Origin of the sequence: Amaricoccus sp. W119, assembly GCF_047275745.1 — a bacterium.
Lineage (GTDB): Bacteria > Pseudomonadota > Alphaproteobacteria > Rhodobacterales > Rhodobacteraceae > Amaricoccus.
Genome location: NZ_JBKQWU010000041.1, coordinates 14,862 through 31,433, shown reverse-complemented (window position 1 = coordinate 31,433; position 16,572 = coordinate 14,862). Strand labels below are relative to the sequence as shown.

The window sequence follows — 16,572 nt, the reverse complement described above, 5'->3', positions numbered from 1 at the left end:
CAAGACGCCCGATCAGATCCGGGCCGCGCAACTCGGCCTTGAAACCGAAGCCGCCACGGTCAAACTGGCGGCGTAACCGGCGCAAAGCGCTGTCTCAAATCCGTGCCCCGGTACATTCACGTCCTGCCAGGGGCCCTTCAGGCCGCTGGGGTTTCCTCGATGTCGGAATGCCCGGTGCTCAGCTCCTTTACGATCACCTCGTGGGACGCGCCCGGATGCACGGTGCGCGACCAGAGATAGAACCCCAGCCCGAGCAGCGCCCAACCGCCGGCGATCGCCCACTCATAGGGCCAGATGAGCGCCGCGGGGCTTCCGGGCATGTAGAGCAGCACGATGCCGCAGGCGAGGACCAGCGCGCCCCAGCCGACCGCCTCGCCATAGGCAACCCTGAACGGCCGCGGCATTTCCGGCTCGCGCCGGCGCAGCACCAGGAACGACGCGGCCACCGTGGCGTAGGCGACGACGATGCCGAGTCCGCCGGCGTCCACCAGCCAGACGAGCGCCTGCCGCCCGAAGAGCGGGGCGATGATCGAGAGGGCGCCCACCATCAGGATGGCGTTGACGGGCGTGTTGTACTTCGGGTGGAGCTTGCCGAGGAACGCCGGCAGCATCTTGGCGTGCGCCATGGCATAGACCGCCCGGCTGCCGCCGATCAGGAAGGCATTCCAGCTGGTGATGATGCCGCCGATGCCGGCCAGCACCAGGAGCTTGCCTGCCCAGCCGCCGCCGAACACCGCCGTCATGGCATCGGCGGTCGGCAGGCTCGACGCGGCGGATTCCTCCGCCGACAGCGCCAGGGCCACCGCCAGCACCACGCCGATGTACCAGGCGACGGCCATGACGACGGAGAGGATCAGGATGCCACCGATCTGCTTCGGGGGCAGGTTGATCTCCTCCGCGGCCTGCGGGATGACGTCGAAGCCGACGAACATGAATGGCGTCATGATAACCACTGCCAGCAAGCCCTTGAGCCCGTTGACGAACAGCGGCTCCATGTTCGCCGTCTCGCCCGTGAAGAGCGCCCCGGTGATCAGCATGAGCCCGACCGCCAGGATCAGCAGCGTCACCACCTTCTGCAGCAGCGCGCTCGACTTGATGCCGAGAATGTTGACCCAGGTCATCCCGATCGCGCCGATCACCCCGACCGCCGCCCAGGTGAAATAGACGTCCCAACCGGCGACGGTCCAAAGGAACCCGACCTTGTAGTTGGGGAACAGGTGCTCGACCACCGTCGGCAGCGCCACCGCCTCGAAAGCCACGACCGAGATGTAGCCGAGGATGATCGCCCAGGTGCAGAGGAAGGAGCCGCCCATTCCGAATGCACGGTGACTGTAGACGTGTTCGCCACCGGTCAGGGGCATCGCGGCGGCGAGTTCGGCGTAGGTCAGGCCGATCAGCACGACCGCCACGCCGCCGATGGCGAAGGCGAACATCGCGCCGAGCGCACCGGCCGAGTTCACCCAGCCGCCCGCCAGCACCACCCAGCCCCAGCCGATCATCGCGCCGAAGGCGAGCGCCAGCACTTCCTTCTTGTTCAGAACCCGCTCGAAGTTTCCCTGCGACATCCGTCCCCCGTATATTTGCTGCTTGCTTTCGCTGTCGGCGCGGCGCGGCTTTCCTCAGAAGAAGATAGTTGCCGCATCCCCGTAGTGATTGGTAGCTTTTTCCCCGCGGTGAAGCGTGCCGGAAAGAATCTCCGGGTTCCAAGGGCTTGCCGAGGGAACCGACCGGCCATATCCGCCCGGCGGAGCGGTTCATCGCTGCCACGCCGTGATGGCGATCCGAGATGCCGCGGCGCGGAACTCAATCTACGATGCCTCCGGAAAACCGGAGCGATTCACAGTGTCCGGTTGCTCGGTGAGGTCGAGGTCATTGCGGACGTAGAACAGACGAAACCCCATCGACCTCAGCCACCGCTCGAGTCGGTCGAGGCTCGTCCACTCGCGGCGACGCCCGCGCGCGCTGTGGACGCACATCCACTGGCCGTCGATGTCGAAGTAGACGGTCCAGGTCATGGGATTGCGCTCGGCGTCGGCGAAGCCGCCGACCTCGAGCTCGCGCTGCGCGCGCACGGCGGCCGGCAGGTCGGTGATCCTGCCCTGCGCGCGCAGGACGGAGATATCGCCTTGGCCGATCGAGGTCACGGGGCCCGCGAGAGTCATGGGTTGCGTCCAACGGATTCGTGAGGCTGGGCTCAATTGCCTCGACAATATGCTCCATAGTGTGGACACTTGTCCATGGCCTTCGAACGACTCGAATCAGCAGATCGACCGATGTCAACCGCTTGCGGGGGGGCACGAGGGTCGTCGCGGCCTGCGCCGACTGGGGGCCGCTCCGCATGACGACGGAGTTGACGTTCCGCTTCGTGACCGAGGATGAGCCCGCGGACGGCTGGCGATCGATCGTGGATCACGGCTGGCCGGGCTGGCGGTCGTGGTATCGCGCCCGCGGCGGCCGCGGGGGGCCCGACGCGGTGGCGTGTCGCATGGCGCTCGCAAGGTACATGCCCGGCATCGGGCCACTCGTCGACTCGCTGGTGGAAGCCGCGGGCGGCGACGAGGAGATGGCCCGGTTCCTGAGCTTCTGGTCGCCCCCCCGGTATCTCGTCAACTGCACCCAGCTCGCGACATGCGACCGCGAGGGACCACTGCTCATCCGAAACTACGACCTCGACCCCCGTCTCAACGAGACGACGATGTTGCGCAGCCGCTGGCTGGGCCGCGGCGTCATCGGCATGGTCGAGGGGCTGCTCGGACTGTCGGATGGGATGAACGATCGCGGTCTGGCGATCTCGCTGACATTCGGCGGGCGCGTCGTCCGCGGCCGGGGCTTCGGCATCCCCCTGATCATCCGGTACCTGCTGGAGACCTGCGACGCCGTTCGGGACGCGGTGGACGAACTGCGGCGGCTGCCCTGTCACATGTCCTATAACGTCACCCTGGGGGACGCATCCGGCGACGTCGCCACGGTGATGCTGTCTCCGGACCGGCCGCCCATGGTGTCCAAGGCGCCCTGGGCCGCGAACCACCAGCTTGGGGTCGAGTGGCCGCGGCACGGACGGATGACGCGAACCCTCGAACGCGCGGAGAGGCTCGATCGCCTGATGTCGCGCGGCGCGGTCGACGCGGCGACCCTGGAGCGCACCTTCCTGTCCGAGCCCGTGTACTCGGGAAGGTATGCGAACGGCTTCGGCACGGTGTTCACGACGATCTACAGGCCGGCCACCGGCACAGTGAAAGTCCGCTGGCTGAAGGGGGTAGCCGAGACCTGGGACTTCGAGTCGGCCCCGCCGCGGCCGATCCGGGTCTACTACCGCGAAGGTTCGTCGAGGGCGTTCCGGCGGGAGGCAAACCGGACGACCGCCCGTCATGTCACAACAGACCGCGAAGCGAACCTCGAAGGGGTCGCGTCGACGAGCAGAGAAGGAGGCACGAGACAATGAGCCACTTCGGCATTGCCGGAATCCAGATGCAGATCGGGATGACGAACAACATCCCGCACCTGAGGAACCGGATAGACATCCTCATGCATCTCTACCCCTGGGTCGAGATGGTCGTCCTGTCGGAACTCGCTTCCTACGGCCCTGACCTGCGTTCGGCCGAACCGCGTGGCGGATCGGTCGAGCGCGAGTTCGCCGAGGTCGCCAGGAAGCACAGGATCTGGGTCGTTCCGGGATCCTACTTCGAGCGCGCGGACGGGCGGATCTACAACACCACGCCGGTGATCGACCCGCGCGGCGAGGTGGTCACGCGCTATCGCAAGATGTTCCCCTTCACACCGTTCGAACATGGCACCACACCCGGCAGCGAGTTCTGCGTGTTCGACGTGCCCGACGTCGGCCGCTTTGGTGTGTCGATCTGCTACGATCTCTGGTTCCCCGAACTCACCCGGACGCTCGTGTCCATGGGGGCGGAGGTCATCATCAACCCCGTGCTCGCCGACTTCGTAGACCGGCCGGCCGACCTTTCGATCGCACAGGCGTCGGCCGCGATGTTCCAGACCTACATCTTCCACATCAACGGCCTCGCGGTCGGCGGAGATGGCCGGAGCCGGGTGATCGACCCGGCCGGACAGATCCTTCACGAGGGTGGCCGGCAGGACCAGATGATCCCGATCGAGATCGACTTCGGTCTGGTACGCCGCCAGCGGCGGCGCGGGCTCCTGAACATGGGGCAGCCGCTGAAGAGCTTCCGCGACTGTACCACCGAATTTGATGTGTACGGCCGGCAGTTCGACCGGACCTATCTCGATTCGCTTGGCCGGCTCGAGAAGCCCGAGCGTGCCAATCCTGTCACCACCGAGACCACGACCGACGCCGCGTAAAGCGCCGGGCCGGCGCCTGATCCCCTGATACATGGAACGGACCCCCGCGGACGCGTTCGCCCGAAGAGGAGACTGACCCCGAGATGACCGAGAATCTGCTCGCCGAGCGTCGCAGCGCCGCCATCGGCCGTGGTGTTGGCGTGACCACCCAGATCTATGCCGAGCGGGCCGAGAACGCCGAGATCTGGGACAAGGACGGCAATCGTTTCATCGACTTCGCCGCCGGCATCGCCGTGGTCAACACCGGCCACCGCCACCCGCGCGTGATCGAGGCCGTGCGCCGCCAGCTCGACAGCTTCACCCACACCTGCCACCAGGTCGTGCCCTACGAGAACTATGTCTCGCTGGCCGAACGCCTCAACGCGCTCGTCCCCGGCGATTTCGCCAAGAAGACCATCTTCGTGACGACCGGCGCCGAGGCGGTGGAGAATGCCGTCAAGATCGCCCGCGCCGCTACCGGCCGCGGCGGGGTGGTCGCCTTCGCCGGCGCCTTCCACGGCCGCACCTTCCTGGGCATGTCGCTGACCGGCAAGGTCAATCCCTACAAGACCGCCTTCGGCCCCCTCGTCGGCGACGTGCACCGCCTGCCGTTCCCGACCGATATGAACGGCGTCACGGCCGAGCAGGCGCTCGAGGCGCTCGACCGGCTGTTCCACGCCGATCTCGATCCCTCGCGCGTGGCCGCGATCATCGTCGAGCCCGTGCAGGGCGAGGGCGGTTTCTACCCCGCGCCCCGGCAGCTTCTGGTCGCGCTGCGCGAGATCTGCGACCGCCACGGCATCGTTCTCATCGCCGACGAGATCCAGACGGGCTTCGCCCGTACCGGCAACATGTTCGCGATGGAGCGCTACGGCGTCGCCGCCGACCTGACCACCATGGCCAAGGGTCTCGGCGGCGGTTTCCCGATCGCCGCGGTCACCGGCAAGGCCGAGATCGTCGATGCCGTCGCACCGGGCGGCCTCGGCGGCACCTTCGCCGGAAATCCGGTGGCCGTGGCCGCCGCCCACGCCGTCCTCGACGTGATCGACGAGGAGAACCTCTGCGAACGCGCCGAGCGCCTGGGCAGCCGGCTGAAGCAGAAGCTCGAGAGCCTGCGCGACACCGTTCCCCAGATCGTGGACATCCGCGGCCCGGGCCTCATGGTCGCGGTCGAGTTCAATCGGCCCGGAACCCGAGAGCCCGACGCGGGGTTCGCCAATGCCGTGCGGGAACGGGCGCTCGAGAAGGGCCTCATCCTGCTCACCTGCGGGGTCAACGGCAACGCGATCCGCTTCCTGCCGCCCCTCACGGTTCAGGACGAGGTCTTCGCCGAAGCGCTCGGGATCCTGGAATCCGCGATGATCGAAGCCGCCTGATCGGTCGAGGCGCCCCGCGCCGGCGATCGCCCGGCTCGTTCCCTTCACCTTCAGCCACGGAGGAATTCCAATGTCCGACGCCGAGCTCAAAGCACCGGAATCACGGCACGAACGGGCCGGATTCGCATGGTCCGATCCGTTCCTGCTCGACCGCCAGTTGACGGAGGACGAGCGGATGATCCGCGATGCCGCCGCCGCCTTCGCCGCCGACAAGCTCGCGCCGCGCGTCCGGGAGGCCTACCTCGAAGAGAAGACCGACCCGTCCATCTTTCGCGAGATGGGCGAGGCCGGCCTTCTCGGCCCGACCGTGCCGGAGGAATACGGTGGCGCGGGCACCGGCTATGTCGCCTACGGGCTGATCGCCCGGGAGATCGAGCGCGTGGATAGCGGCTATCGCTCGATGATGAGCGTGCAGTCGTCGCTCGTCATGTACCCGATCCACGCCTACGGCTCCGAGGAACAGCGCCGGAAGTACCTGCCGAAGCTTGCCACCGGCGAGTGGATCGGCTGCTTCGGACTGACCGAGCCCGACGCGGGCTCCGACCCGGGAGGCATGAAGACGCGGGCGGAGAAGACGGCGGGCGGCTACCGCCTCAACGGCGCCAAGACCTGGATCTCGAACGCGCCGATCGCCGACGTGTTCGTGGTCTGGGCCAGGTCCGCCGCGCATGGCGGCCAGATTCGCGGCTTCGTGCTCGAGAAGGGGACGAAGGGCCTCTCGGCCCCGAAGATCGGGGGCAAGCTCTCGCTCCGCGCCTCGATCACGGGCGAGGTGGTGCTCGAGGACGTGGAAGTCGGCGAGGAGGCGTTGCTGCCGAACGTCGAGGGGCTCAAGGGACCCTTCGGCTGCCTGAACCGCGCCCGCTACGGCATCTCGTGGGGGGTCCTTGGCGCGGCCGAGGACTGCTGGTTCCGCGCCCGCCAGTACGGGCTTGACCGCAGGCAGTTCAACCGTCCCCTCGCCGCGACGCAGCTCTTCCAGAAGAAGCTCGCCGACATGCAGACGGAGATCGCGCTCGGGCTCCAGGCCAGCCTTCGGGTCGGGCAACTGATGGACGAGGGCGCCTTCGCCCCCGAGATGATCTCGATCGTCAAGCGCAACAACTGCGGCAAGGCGCTCGAGATCGCGCGCCAGGCGCGGGACATGCACGGCGGTAACGGCATCCAGATCGAGTACCACGTCATGCGGCACGCCCAGAACCTCGAGACGGTGAACACCTACGAGGGAACCCACGACGTCCACGCCCTGATCCTCGGGAGGGCGCAGACGGGCCTGCAGGCGTTCTTCTGACCGGCCCAGGCGCGCGCGCCGACCGAACGGCCCCCGCGTCGGCACGCGCGGGGCAATCCTTTCCCGGAGACCGCCCATGCCCGCCATACCCCCCGTATCCGGCCCGCCCGAGGCACCCCTGTCGGGGCTGAGGGTCGTCGAGCTCGCCCGTATCCTCGCCGGCCCCTGGATCGGCCAGACGCTCGCGGATCTCGGGGCGGACGTGATCAAGGTCGAGAGCCCGCGGGGCGACGACACCCGCGGCTGGGGGCCACCGTTCATCGACGTCGAGGGCGAAAGCTCCGCCGCCTATTTCCACGCGTGCAACCGCGGCAAGCGTTCGATCACCGCCGACTTCGGCACCGAGGAGGGGCGCGAGCTGGTGCGGCGCCTCGCGCGGCGGGCCGACATCGTGATAGAGAATTTCAAGGTCGGGGGGCTGGCGAAATACGGCCTCGACTACGCGAGCCTGCGCGAGATCAATCCCCGCCTTGTCTATTGCTCGGTCACCGGCTTCGGGCAGAGCGGCCCGTATGCGAAGCGGGCCGGATACGATTTCATGATCCAGGGCATGGGCGGCATCATGGACCTGACCGGCGAGCCGGACGGTACGCCACAGAAGATCGGGGTGGCCTTCGTCGACATCTTCACCGGGCTTTACGGCGTGATCGGCATCCAGGCCGCGCTGTGGCAGCGCGAGCGCACGGGAGTTGGCCAGCATGTCGACATGGCGCTGCTCGACAGCATCACCGGCGTTCTCGCCAACCAGGCGATGAACTATCTCGTGTCCGACGCCACGCCGCGCCGCCTCGGCAACGCCCATCCCAACATCGCGCCCTATCAGGTCTTCGCCGTCGAGGACGGATACATCATCATCACCGCCGGCAACGACGGCCAGTTCGGCAGGCTGGCGCGCGTGCTCGGCCGCGGATCGCTCGCAAGCGATCCGCGTTTCACCACCAACGCTGTCCGCGTCGCCAATCGCGCGGAGCTCGTGGCCGCGCTGACCGGCCCCATCCTCTCCTGGCGACGGGACGCGCTCCTGGCAGCGCTGGAGGCCGAGGGCGTTCCGGCCGGGCCGATCAACAGCGTCGCCGACGTCTTCGACGACCCGCAGGTCCGGCTGCGCGGCANTCTCCTGGCGACGGGACGCGCTCCTGGCAGCGCTGGAGGCCGAGGGCGTTCCGGCCGGGCCGATCAACAGCGTCGCCGACGTCTTCGACGACCCGCAGGTCCGGCTGCGCGGCATGCGGATCGCACCGCAGGGCGTCCCCGGCGTGCGCACGCCCATCGTCCTGTCCGACGCGCCGCTGGATCTGCGGCGCCGCTCGCCCCGGCTCGGGGAACATGCCGCGGAGATCCTCGCCGAACTCGACGCGGCCGAAGCGTCCGGCGCCTGATCCCGGAGCGCGCGCCCCGCGAACGGAAAAGCGCCCGCCGGATTTCCGGCGGAGCGCGCGCGAGCCAACTGCTCTGGAGAAAGGGGTTCCTTCGACACGCCCTGGAGCGAGAGAAGGTGGTAACATCGCCGAGTACACGGATCACCGGGCTATCGTCAGCCGCGAGCGACCCATTCGGGCGCCGGCGGGGACCGGGCGGTTGGAGGACCCAGGCCCTCCTTCCCGCCGCGGTTTCCGAGCCAGAGCTTCCCCCGGGTTCGACCACGCCGGCAGGGTATTCCGGAGGCCCGGCCGCCGGGCGGGAGATCAGGCCATGGCTGCCTCGGCCACGGCCGACTTCGGCGCCGGCGCGGCATCGGCGGTGATCACGTAGACGCCGGAGTCGTGGAGGTGGGCGGTCCAGCCCGGCTCGATCACGATGGTGGTCGTGATCTCCTCGATCACCGCGGGGCCAGTGAGCTCGTCACCGGCGCCGAGCTTCGCCCCGTCGTAGACCGGGGTAAGCGTGGTGCCGCCATCGGCGGCGAAGACCATGTCGCGTCTTTCCCGGATCGCGGACGCGGCGCCGATCCCGGCGGGGCTGCTCATCTGGGCGGGCTTGTCGACGTGGCCCGTGACGACGCTCTCGACGTTGACGACCTCCACGGCGCTGTTCGGCTCGGCGTAGGTGTAGAGCTGCCTGTGCCGTTCGTGGAACGCCGCCTTGATCGCCTCGAGGGAGTCCTCCGTCACCTCGAAGATGTCGATCTCGACCGTGCACTCATGCACCTGGCCGACGTAGCGCATGTCGAGGTGGCGGCGGATGGAGGTCCGCTCCTCGCCGAAGCCGTCCTCCGACAGGTCGGCGCGGCCGCGATCCTCGAGTTCGTTGAAGAGCCGGTCGAGGCGCGCCGCCACCTCCGCGCCCTCGAGGCGCACCGTGGCCGGGGCCATGTAGTTGTACTTCACGTCCGACAGGATCTGGCCGTAGGCGCAGAGCCCCGAGGCGAGCTTCGAGAAGAGCACCTTGCGGATGCCCATCTCCCGCGCGAGGGCCGTGATATGCGAGCCGGTCGCCCCGCCGGCGCCCATCAGGACGAAGTCGCGCGGGTCGTAGCCGCGCTCCACCGAGACGCGGCGGATGGCGTTGACCATGTTGTTGTTGACCACGGTGAACATGCCGTAGGCCGCCTTGCGCAGCTCGATGCCGAGCGGTTCGGCCAGTTTGGAGGCGATCGCCGCCTCCGCCTTCGTCCGGTCGAGCGGCAGCCGGCCGCCGACGAGGCCGGCCGGGCTGAGGTAGCCGAGCACGACGTTGGCGTCGGTCGTCGTCGGGTTCTCGCCGCCGCGACCGTAGCAGGCCGGGCCGGGCTCGGAGCCGGCCGACTGCGGCCCCATCTGCATCAGCCCCATCGAGTCGATCCAGCCGATCGACCCGCCGCCGGCGCCAAGGGTCTCGACCTGTACCATAGGGATTCCAATCCGGTAACGCAGGAAGTCGATGTTCTTGCTGACGTTGGCCTGGCCGTCACGGGTCAGCGTGATGTCGAACGAGGTGCCCCCCATGTCCACGGTGATGATGTTCTTCTCGCCCCAGGGCTCCGCGACATAGAGCGCGGCCTGCGGCGCCGAGGCCGGCCCGGAGTTGATGGCGTAAACCGACTGCTCCGCGACCATCTTGCCGAGCGCGAGCCCGCCGTTCGACTGGAAGTAGCGCACCGGATGCCGCGAGCCGAGCTCGCGGAAGTAGGCGTCGACCGCCGAGACGTAGCGCTCGAGGATCGGCGCGAGGTAGGCGTTGACGATCGCGGTCGAGGTGCGGGTGTACTCGCGCACCTGCGGATAGAGGTCCGAGCCCACCGTCAGCTTCACCTCGGGCATCATCTCGCGCACGATCTCGGCGGCGCGCCGCTCGTGCCCGGGGTGGAGCACCGACCACACGAACGAGATCGCGACCGACTGGACTCCCTCCTTCAGGAAGTACCGGCAGGCGGCGCGCACGTCCTCCTCGTTCAGCGGTGTGCGGACCGAGCCGTTCGACAGAACCCGCTCGTCGATGCCCCGCCGCAGATGGCGCGGCACCAGCATCGTCGCCGGCGGATAGTGCGGATCGTAGCGGAAGCCGTCCTCCTTGTGGCCGAGGCGGATCTCGATCGAGTCCTCATGGCCGCGGGTGGCGATGAGCCCCGTCTTCGCGCCGGTGTGGGTGATCAGCGCGTTGAGCCCCACGGTGGTGCCGTTGATGCAGAGATCGGAATTCGAGACGATCTCCTCCGCGCTGATCCCGGTCTCCTCCGTGATCAGCGCGAGCCCGTTCTCGATGGCCTTGGTGGGATCGGACGGGGTGGAGAGCGTCTTGAAGATACGGACTCCAACTCCCTCTTCGGAAAGGATGAAGTCGGTGAACGTGCCGCCGGCGTCGATGCCCAGGCGATATTGCGTACCCATGGTTTCGTGCTCCTCTGCGGGCGTTGTCAGGCGGCGGCGGCGGCGCGCGCCGCGGCGGTGGCGGCCTCGTCGACGACCAGCGTCTCGCGGTCGGTGATGACCACGCCGTAGTCGACCCGGGCCCCTTCGAGCGAAACGAGGCCGTCGCGCACATCCTCCACCACACGGACGACGTCGCGCTCGAACGGATCGCCGAAGCCGCCGCCGCCGGGATTCTTGTTCGCCGCGCGCTCACCCGGCTGGATGGTCTCGATCACGTTCTCGGTGACGATCGTGGTCTCGCCGCCGCGGGTGATCTCGAGCCGCCCGACCTTCGGCCCGATCAGGTTTGAGCGCGCGCCCGCCGCGCCCATGGCCGGGATACGCCGGCCCTCGCCGAACGTCACCAGCGTCATCGGCGCGTCGAGCGGCTCGACCTCCCAGCAGGCGCCGGAGCCGCCGCGGAATTTGCCCGCGCCGCCCGAGTCCTCCATCATCGAGTACCGGTGGATGATGATCGGGTAGGAATGCTCGAGCATCTCGATGTCGCCCGAGGTCAGCGCACCGAAACAGCACTCCGGTCCGCGGACATGCCAGCCGTCCTGGCCGTTGGTGGCGCCGGCGCCCGAGATGATCGAGGCGAGCACCATGGTCACGTACTCCTCGTCGTGCCGCTTGTCCCAGCCGGCGATGTTGCAGCCGTTGGCATGACCCCAGCTCGCCGAGACGTTGTCCGGCGACGCCTGCTCGAAGGCGAGACGCACGGCGTCGGTCAGGGTCTCCATCGGCGTGGTGGTGCAGTTCATGTGCGGGGCCGGCTCGCGCGCGTTGCAGAGCGTGCCCTTCGGCCCCATGTCCACCGTCACGCAGCGGTAGAGACCCTCGTTGTAGGGCGGCGGCAACTGGGCGAACATCATCAGCCCGAGATAGACGCCCGAGTACGAATTGCCCTCGTAGGAGTTGATGAAGTAGGGCACCTGCGGCGGCGACGAGATCGCGATATGGCAGGTCTCGCCCTTGATCGTCACCCGGGCGGAGATCTCGAAGTCGCCGAAGCCATGGCCGGCGTCCTCGAGGATCGCGGTCCCGGAGTAGCTGCCGTCCGGCACCTTGGCGATCAGCTTGCGCATGTGCCTGTCGGCCATGTCGAGCAGCGTCTCGATGCAGTCCTGAACCGTTTCCAGGCCGTACTTGTCGAGGAGCGCGATCAGGTTGCGGGCGCCGACGTGGCAGGCGCCGACAAGGGCGTTGAAATCGCCCTCCTGGTCGCGGCGCGCGCGCATGTTGGTGAGCAGGAGGTTCATCACGTCCTTGCGCGGCTTGCCCTTCTCCCAGATCTTCACCGGCGGGATGCGAAGTCCCTCGGCGTAGATCTCCTTCGCCTCGGGGTTGTAGCCCGCCGGCACCGGGCCGCCGATGTCGGTCAGGTGCCCCTTGCAGACGGTCCAGAACACCAGCTCCCCCTTGTAGAAGACGGGGTAGTACATGCAGGTGTCGATGATGTGGCTGCCGGCGTAGTCGGGGTCGTTGTGGAGGATGAGGTCGCCCTCGTTGATGTCGCCCTCGAAGAAGCCGGCCACCGCCTTCATCGCCGGGATGAGCGAGCCGAGGTGGATCGGGATGTCCTGGCCCTGCAGGATCATCTCGGGCGTGTGGTTGAAGAGCGCCGTCGAATAATCGTGCGCGAGGTTGAACACGCTCGATCGCGCGGTTTTCTCGAGCGTCAGTGTCATCTCGCGCTGGGTCGTCTCCAGCACGCCTCGAACCACCGTCAGGGTGATCGGATCGACGTTCTTGGCAGCCATTCTGCGTCTCCTCCTTCTTCACGTGTTTTCAGGATTGCCGGGCGGGCACGGGGAGAACCCGAATTCGAGGTGCCCTCGCGGAGTGCCCAGCCCCGGTTGCTGGCAGGCAGAATGCCCGATCGCATGGCCGTCCGTCTTGTCGATGGGCGCACGATCGTTGTGCGGCCAGCGCACAAACGAGGGGTTCGTTGCGCGTTCCCGACGGCCTTGCTAGATTGCCGCGGGAAGGGTCGTTGGCGGGGAGCGGAGCTTGCGCGAGGAGGCGCCGGATCGTTGGCCGATGGAGAAGGCCGAGGAGTGGCGGCGCAGGGTCACGAACGCCTATTTTCCTCTGACTATCGACATTACGGAACCGGCGGAGTTCAGCGGCGATCTTTCGCAGGCGGCGCTCGGTGAGCTATCGCTGTCGCGACTGCGATCGGCGCCGGTCAGCTACCGGCGGGAACCACGCCACATCGTCGCGACCAGCGACGAGGAATATCTGATCACGGTTCCGATCGTCTCGCCGGTCGAATTCAGCCAGCTCGGCCATACGGTTCGCTGCCTGCCTGGCGCCTTCCTGCTCGAGCGCGGCCACGAGCCGTACCTCTTCCAGTATGATGCGCCGAACGACCTCCTGGTCATGAAGGTCGGCGCCCGGGCGCTCGCGGAACGGATCGGCCCGCCAGATCGCGTCGCGCAACACGAGTTCGACGCGAGCGGGGGAGTTGGCCGGCTCTTCGCAACGATGCTCGGCCAGGCGCTTGCCGACGCGGCGACCACCGATGATGTGGTCCGGACCGTCATCGGCCGTCAGCTGCTCGAGCTTCTGGGGCTTACCATCGCGAACGACCCGCGCGCGGCGTCCAGCTCGATCTCGGCGGTGCGGGCGGCCCATCTCCGGCGCGCGGAAGGCTTCATCCGGACCAATCTCGCGAATCCCGACCTGTCGCCCGGCCTGCTCGCCGCGGCCTGCGGGATCTCGACCCGCTACCTCCACGCCCTTTATCGCGAGATGAACACCACGGTCGCACGGCAGATCCGCGAGGCGAGGCTTGTCGCCGCCCGCGATGCGCTGTGCGTGCCTGGCATGACCGCCATTTCGGAGATCGCCTACCGCTTCGGGTTCTCCGACCAGGCACAGTTCTCCCGACTCTTCAAGCAGGCCTTCGACCTCACCCCCTCCACCTATCGCCAGCACAACGGCACCTCGAAGCCCGGCCCGGGAACAGGTTGAGCCGGCCCGGCCCGGCAGGGCTGCCACCGCCGGCGGGTCTCGATCCTCAGCGGGACATGCGAGGGCGAAGATCCTCCTGCCCGTCAAGCAGGAGGACCCGGCACGGGGGGAGGGGAGGGCGGGGTTGGGCTAGCTCGTCGTCGCGAGGGGATCGCGGGTGGTAAGCGACACCGCGATGGCGACCAGGAAGGCGAGCGGGGCGGTCACCAGCGTCGGATAGTCGGAGGGGAAGACCGGCGCGGCATGGCCGAGGATCTTCACCCAGACCGACGGCCCGAGGACGATCAGCGCCACCGAGGCGACGAGCCCGGCGAAACCGCCGGCCATGGCGCCGACCGCGGTCGTGCCCCGCCAGTAGAGTGCGAGGATCAGCACCGGGAAGTTGGTGCTCGCGGCCACCGCGAAGGCGAGCGCCGCGAGGAAGGCGACGTTCTCGGCCTGGAAGGCGATGGCGAGCAGCACCGAGATGGCCGCCACCGCGAGCGTCGCCAGGCGGAATATCCGCGTCTCGGCCTTGTCGGTCATCTCGCGGCCACGGAGCGCGAAGGTCGCGAGGTCGTGCGACGTGGCCGAGGCCGCCGAGATCGTCAGGCCGGCGACCACCGCCAGGATCGTCGCGAAGGCGATGCCGGCCATCACGCCGAAGAACGGGGCGCCGCCGAGCGCGCTGGAGAGATGCAGCACCGCCATGTTGCCGCCGCCGATCAGCTTGCCCTCCGCGGTGAGGAACGCGGGGTCGGGCAGCACATAGGCGATGGCCGCCGGGCCGACGACGAGGAAGAGCAGGGCGAAGACGCCGCCGATGATCCCGACCGCGACCACGATCGACTTTCGCGCTTCGACCTCGTTCGGCACGGTGAAGAGCCGGATCAGGAGATGCGGCAGGCCCATCATCCCGAGCATGAAGCCGGCCGAGAGCGAGGCGACCGAGAAGAGGTCCATCTCGAAGCCGCCGGCGGCGAAGATCCGCGTGCCGGCCGGATGCACCTCGGCGACCCGGGCATAGAGCCCGCTCAGCCCGCCGGTGCCCTTGATCGCCAGGAAGGAGATGAGAAGCACGGCGGCGACGAGCAGCACCGCCTTGACGATCTGCACCCAGGTGGCGGCGAGCATGCCGCCGAAGGCGACGTAGAGGGCGACGAGGAAGCCCACGGTGATGACCGCGGTGGTGAAGGAGAGGCCGAAGAGGACCGAGATCAGCGCGCCGGCCCCGACCATCTGCGCGATCAGGTAGATGAGCGCGATGACGACGGCGCTACCGCCGGCGAAGACCCTGAGCCGCTCGTCGCCGAGCTTCGCCACCATGACGTCGCCGAGGGTATACTGCCCGAGCCGCCGCAATGGCCCGGCGATGAGAAGCAGCATGAGGCCGAAACCCGCCAGGGGCGCGAGCCAGTAGATGAGCGTGTCGGTCCCGGTCGTATAGAAGAGCGCGGTGGTGCCGAGGAGCGTGGTCGCCGACAGGAAGTCCCCCGAGATGGCGAGGCCGTTCTGGGTGCCGGTGATCTCGCCGCCGGCATTGTAGAGCGAGCCCTTGCCGGTGATGCGCCGCGCCGCCCAGACGGTGATGGCGAGGGTGACGACGATGGTCGCGAGGAAGGCGATGATGCTGACGCTCACGGCTCAGTCCTCCGTTCCGGCGGCGGCCTCGCGGGCCACGCGCGCGAAGCTCATGGTCAGGCCGACGAAGAGCAGGAGATAGGCTGTGCCTGTCCAGGACGCGGCGGGAAGGCCGGCCCAGTCATCGGCGAGCCAGGGCGCGAGCGAGGGTCGCGCCGCGACGATCGGCGCGGGGGCGAAGAGCAGCAGGGTCAGGACGACGCGCGTCCAGAGTCGCGCTCGGTGGCCGTTCGGCATCGGGTTTCCTCCGGTTTTCGCTGTGGATCGACGCGGAGATCTACCGCGACCGCGGCCTCGCCGTATGTCCCCCGGAATGTGGGACAGGCCGCCGTCGAAGCGGGGCGGGATCGCTGGCAGGCCATTCCCGGCCGGGGCGGGCGAAACTCCATGAGGTCTTCACCCATGCGCCGACTCGGGACCCGGCGACCGGCCGGGTCTCATGTCACGTCGGCTGGCAGATGGCGAAGAGCTCGGCGCGGGCGTTGATGCCGAGTTTCTCATAGGCACGCCGGCGGTAGGTGACGACGGTGGCTGGCGAGACACCGAGGTTTCCCGCGATCACCTCGGCCTTCTGGCCGCCGAGGATGCCGAGGCAGACGGCGCGCTCGCGCTCGCTGAGAGCGGTCAGCGGCGCGGGATAGCCGGAATCGCCCGGCGCGTCGAAATGGATGAGCAGGAGGCGGGCGGCGAGGCGGAGGAGGTCGTCGTCCTCGGCTTCCGGGGGGTGGACATGGTAGAAATTGATCATGAGCCGACGCTGGCGTCCGGCGGCGAGGAGCGCGGTCTTGCCGGCGAGGCCGGGGCGATCGAAGAAGACCGCCCGATAGTCCGCCGCCATGGCCTGCTCGAAGTCCGCCATGCGGCAAAGCCGGATCTCGCCCTCGGGCACGGCGGCGAGGATCGGCGGCAGCGGATCGTGGCGATACCCGTCCTCGACGTAGCGCGCGGCCAGGAGGCCGCCGAGCCGGCGCTGGCCGAAGTTGCGCGAGAGCAGGCAGGCGGGCGCCTCTCCCGCGAAGTCGAAGACCATGAGCTGATCGGCGCGGATCCATTCGGCGAGTTCGAGGAAGCGCGCGGCGAAGGTCTCGCGGTCCCCGGCCGCGAGGCAGGCCTCGATCAGGGCATAGCCGGCCAGCGACATCGCGCCTCGCGCCAGAAGATCCTGTCCACCATTGCG

Annotated in this window: 12 protein-coding genes and 1 pseudogene; 6 read left to right on the top strand and 7 right to left on the bottom strand. The window is 68.3% G+C overall.

What is annotated here, in order from left to right; all coding sequences use genetic code 11:
- Positions 1 to 137 precede the first annotated feature (137 nt).
- Both ACLJK8_RS16600 and ACLJK8_RS16595 read right to left on the bottom strand, forming a co-directional pair.
- A complete protein-coding gene (locus tag ACLJK8_RS16600; protein ID WP_413151462.1) occupies positions 138 to 1,565 on the bottom strand; it encodes an APC family permease in 1,428 nt (475 codons plus the stop codon).
- Between the two features lie 243 nt (positions 1,566 to 1,808).
- The gene (locus tag ACLJK8_RS16595) at positions 1,809 to 2,162 is read right to left on the bottom strand and encodes a hypothetical protein (protein WP_413151461.1); all 354 of its coding nucleotides are present in this window, start codon (positions 2,160 to 2,162) and stop codon (positions 1,809 to 1,811) included.
- Positions 2,163 to 2,365: 203 nt separating this feature from the next.
- On the opposite strand from ACLJK8_RS16595, the gene ACLJK8_RS16590 reads away from it, so the two are divergent.
- The 5 genes and pseudogenes from ACLJK8_RS16590 to ACLJK8_RS16570 form a co-directional block, all read left to right on the top strand.
- Complete coding sequence (locus ACLJK8_RS16590; RefSeq protein ID WP_413151460.1) at positions 2,366 to 3,442, top strand: C45 family autoproteolytic acyltransferase/hydolase; 1,077 nt, start codon at positions 2,366 to 2,368, stop codon at positions 3,440 to 3,442.
- Positions 3,439 to 4,323, top strand: a complete 885-nt coding sequence (locus ACLJK8_RS16585; protein WP_413151459.1) for a carbon-nitrogen hydrolase family protein — start codon at positions 3,439 to 3,441, stop codon at positions 4,321 to 4,323. The genes ACLJK8_RS16590 and ACLJK8_RS16585 overlap by 4 nt, the downstream gene beginning before the upstream one ends.
- Before the next feature lie 83 nt (positions 4,324 to 4,406).
- Complete coding sequence (locus ACLJK8_RS16580) at positions 4,407 to 5,678, top strand: 4-aminobutyrate--2-oxoglutarate transaminase (protein ID WP_413151458.1); 1,272 nt, start codon at positions 4,407 to 4,409, stop codon at positions 5,676 to 5,678.
- A 70-nt stretch (positions 5,679 to 5,748) separates the two neighbouring features.
- Positions 5,749 to 6,969: an acyl-CoA dehydrogenase gene (locus ACLJK8_RS16575; protein ID WP_413151457.1), complete on the top strand. Its 1,221-nt coding sequence runs from the start codon at positions 5,749 to 5,751 to the stop codon at positions 6,967 to 6,969.
- 76 nt (positions 6,970 to 7,045) lie between these two features.
- Positions 7,046 to 8,318 (top strand): annotated as a pseudogene (locus ACLJK8_RS16570) (CaiB/BaiF CoA transferase family protein); the annotation flags it as partial.
- A 336-nt stretch (positions 8,319 to 8,654) separates the two neighbouring features.
- Here the strand turns inward: ACLJK8_RS16570 and ACLJK8_RS16565 are convergent.
- Together ACLJK8_RS16565 and ACLJK8_RS16560 are read right to left on the bottom strand one after the other, a co-directional pair.
- Complete coding sequence (locus ACLJK8_RS16565) at positions 8,655 to 10,775, bottom strand: hydantoinase/oxoprolinase family protein (protein WP_413151456.1); 2,121 nt, start codon at positions 10,773 to 10,775, stop codon at positions 8,655 to 8,657.
- A 26-nt stretch (positions 10,776 to 10,801) separates the two neighbouring features.
- On the bottom strand, positions 10,802 to 12,559 hold the full coding sequence (locus ACLJK8_RS16560) for a hydantoinase B/oxoprolinase family protein (RefSeq protein WP_413151455.1): 1,758 nt from the start codon (positions 12,557 to 12,559) through the stop codon (positions 10,802 to 10,804).
- 280 nt (positions 12,560 to 12,839) lie between these two features.
- Here ACLJK8_RS16560 and ACLJK8_RS16555 point away from each other — a divergent pair, with 280 nt between their 5' ends.
- Positions 12,840 to 13,775, top strand: coding sequence for a helix-turn-helix domain-containing protein (locus ACLJK8_RS16555; protein WP_413151454.1), 936 nt, complete (start codon positions 12,840 to 12,842; stop codon positions 13,773 to 13,775).
- A gap of 129 nt (positions 13,776 to 13,904) precedes the next feature.
- Here ACLJK8_RS16555 and ACLJK8_RS16550 read toward each other — a convergent pair whose 3' ends face one another.
- From ACLJK8_RS16550 to ACLJK8_RS16540, 3 genes are all read right to left on the bottom strand, one after another.
- Positions 13,905 to 15,395 carry a sodium:solute symporter family transporter gene (locus ACLJK8_RS16550; protein ID WP_413151453.1) on the bottom strand — a complete coding sequence of 497 codons (1,491 nt, stop codon included), beginning with the start codon at positions 15,393 to 15,395 and terminating at the stop codon, positions 13,905 to 13,907.
- Positions 15,396 to 15,398: 3 nt separating this feature from the next.
- Entirely contained in the window at positions 15,399 to 15,632 is a 234-nt protein-coding gene (locus tag ACLJK8_RS16545) for a hypothetical protein (RefSeq protein ID WP_413151452.1), read from the bottom strand.
- Between the two features lie 205 nt (positions 15,633 to 15,837).
- Positions 15,838 to 16,536 (bottom strand): helix-turn-helix transcriptional regulator, encoded by a 699-nt coding sequence (locus ACLJK8_RS16540; protein WP_413151451.1) that lies wholly within the window; start codon positions 16,534 to 16,536, stop codon positions 15,838 to 15,840.
- Positions 16,537 to 16,572 lie beyond the last annotated feature (36 nt).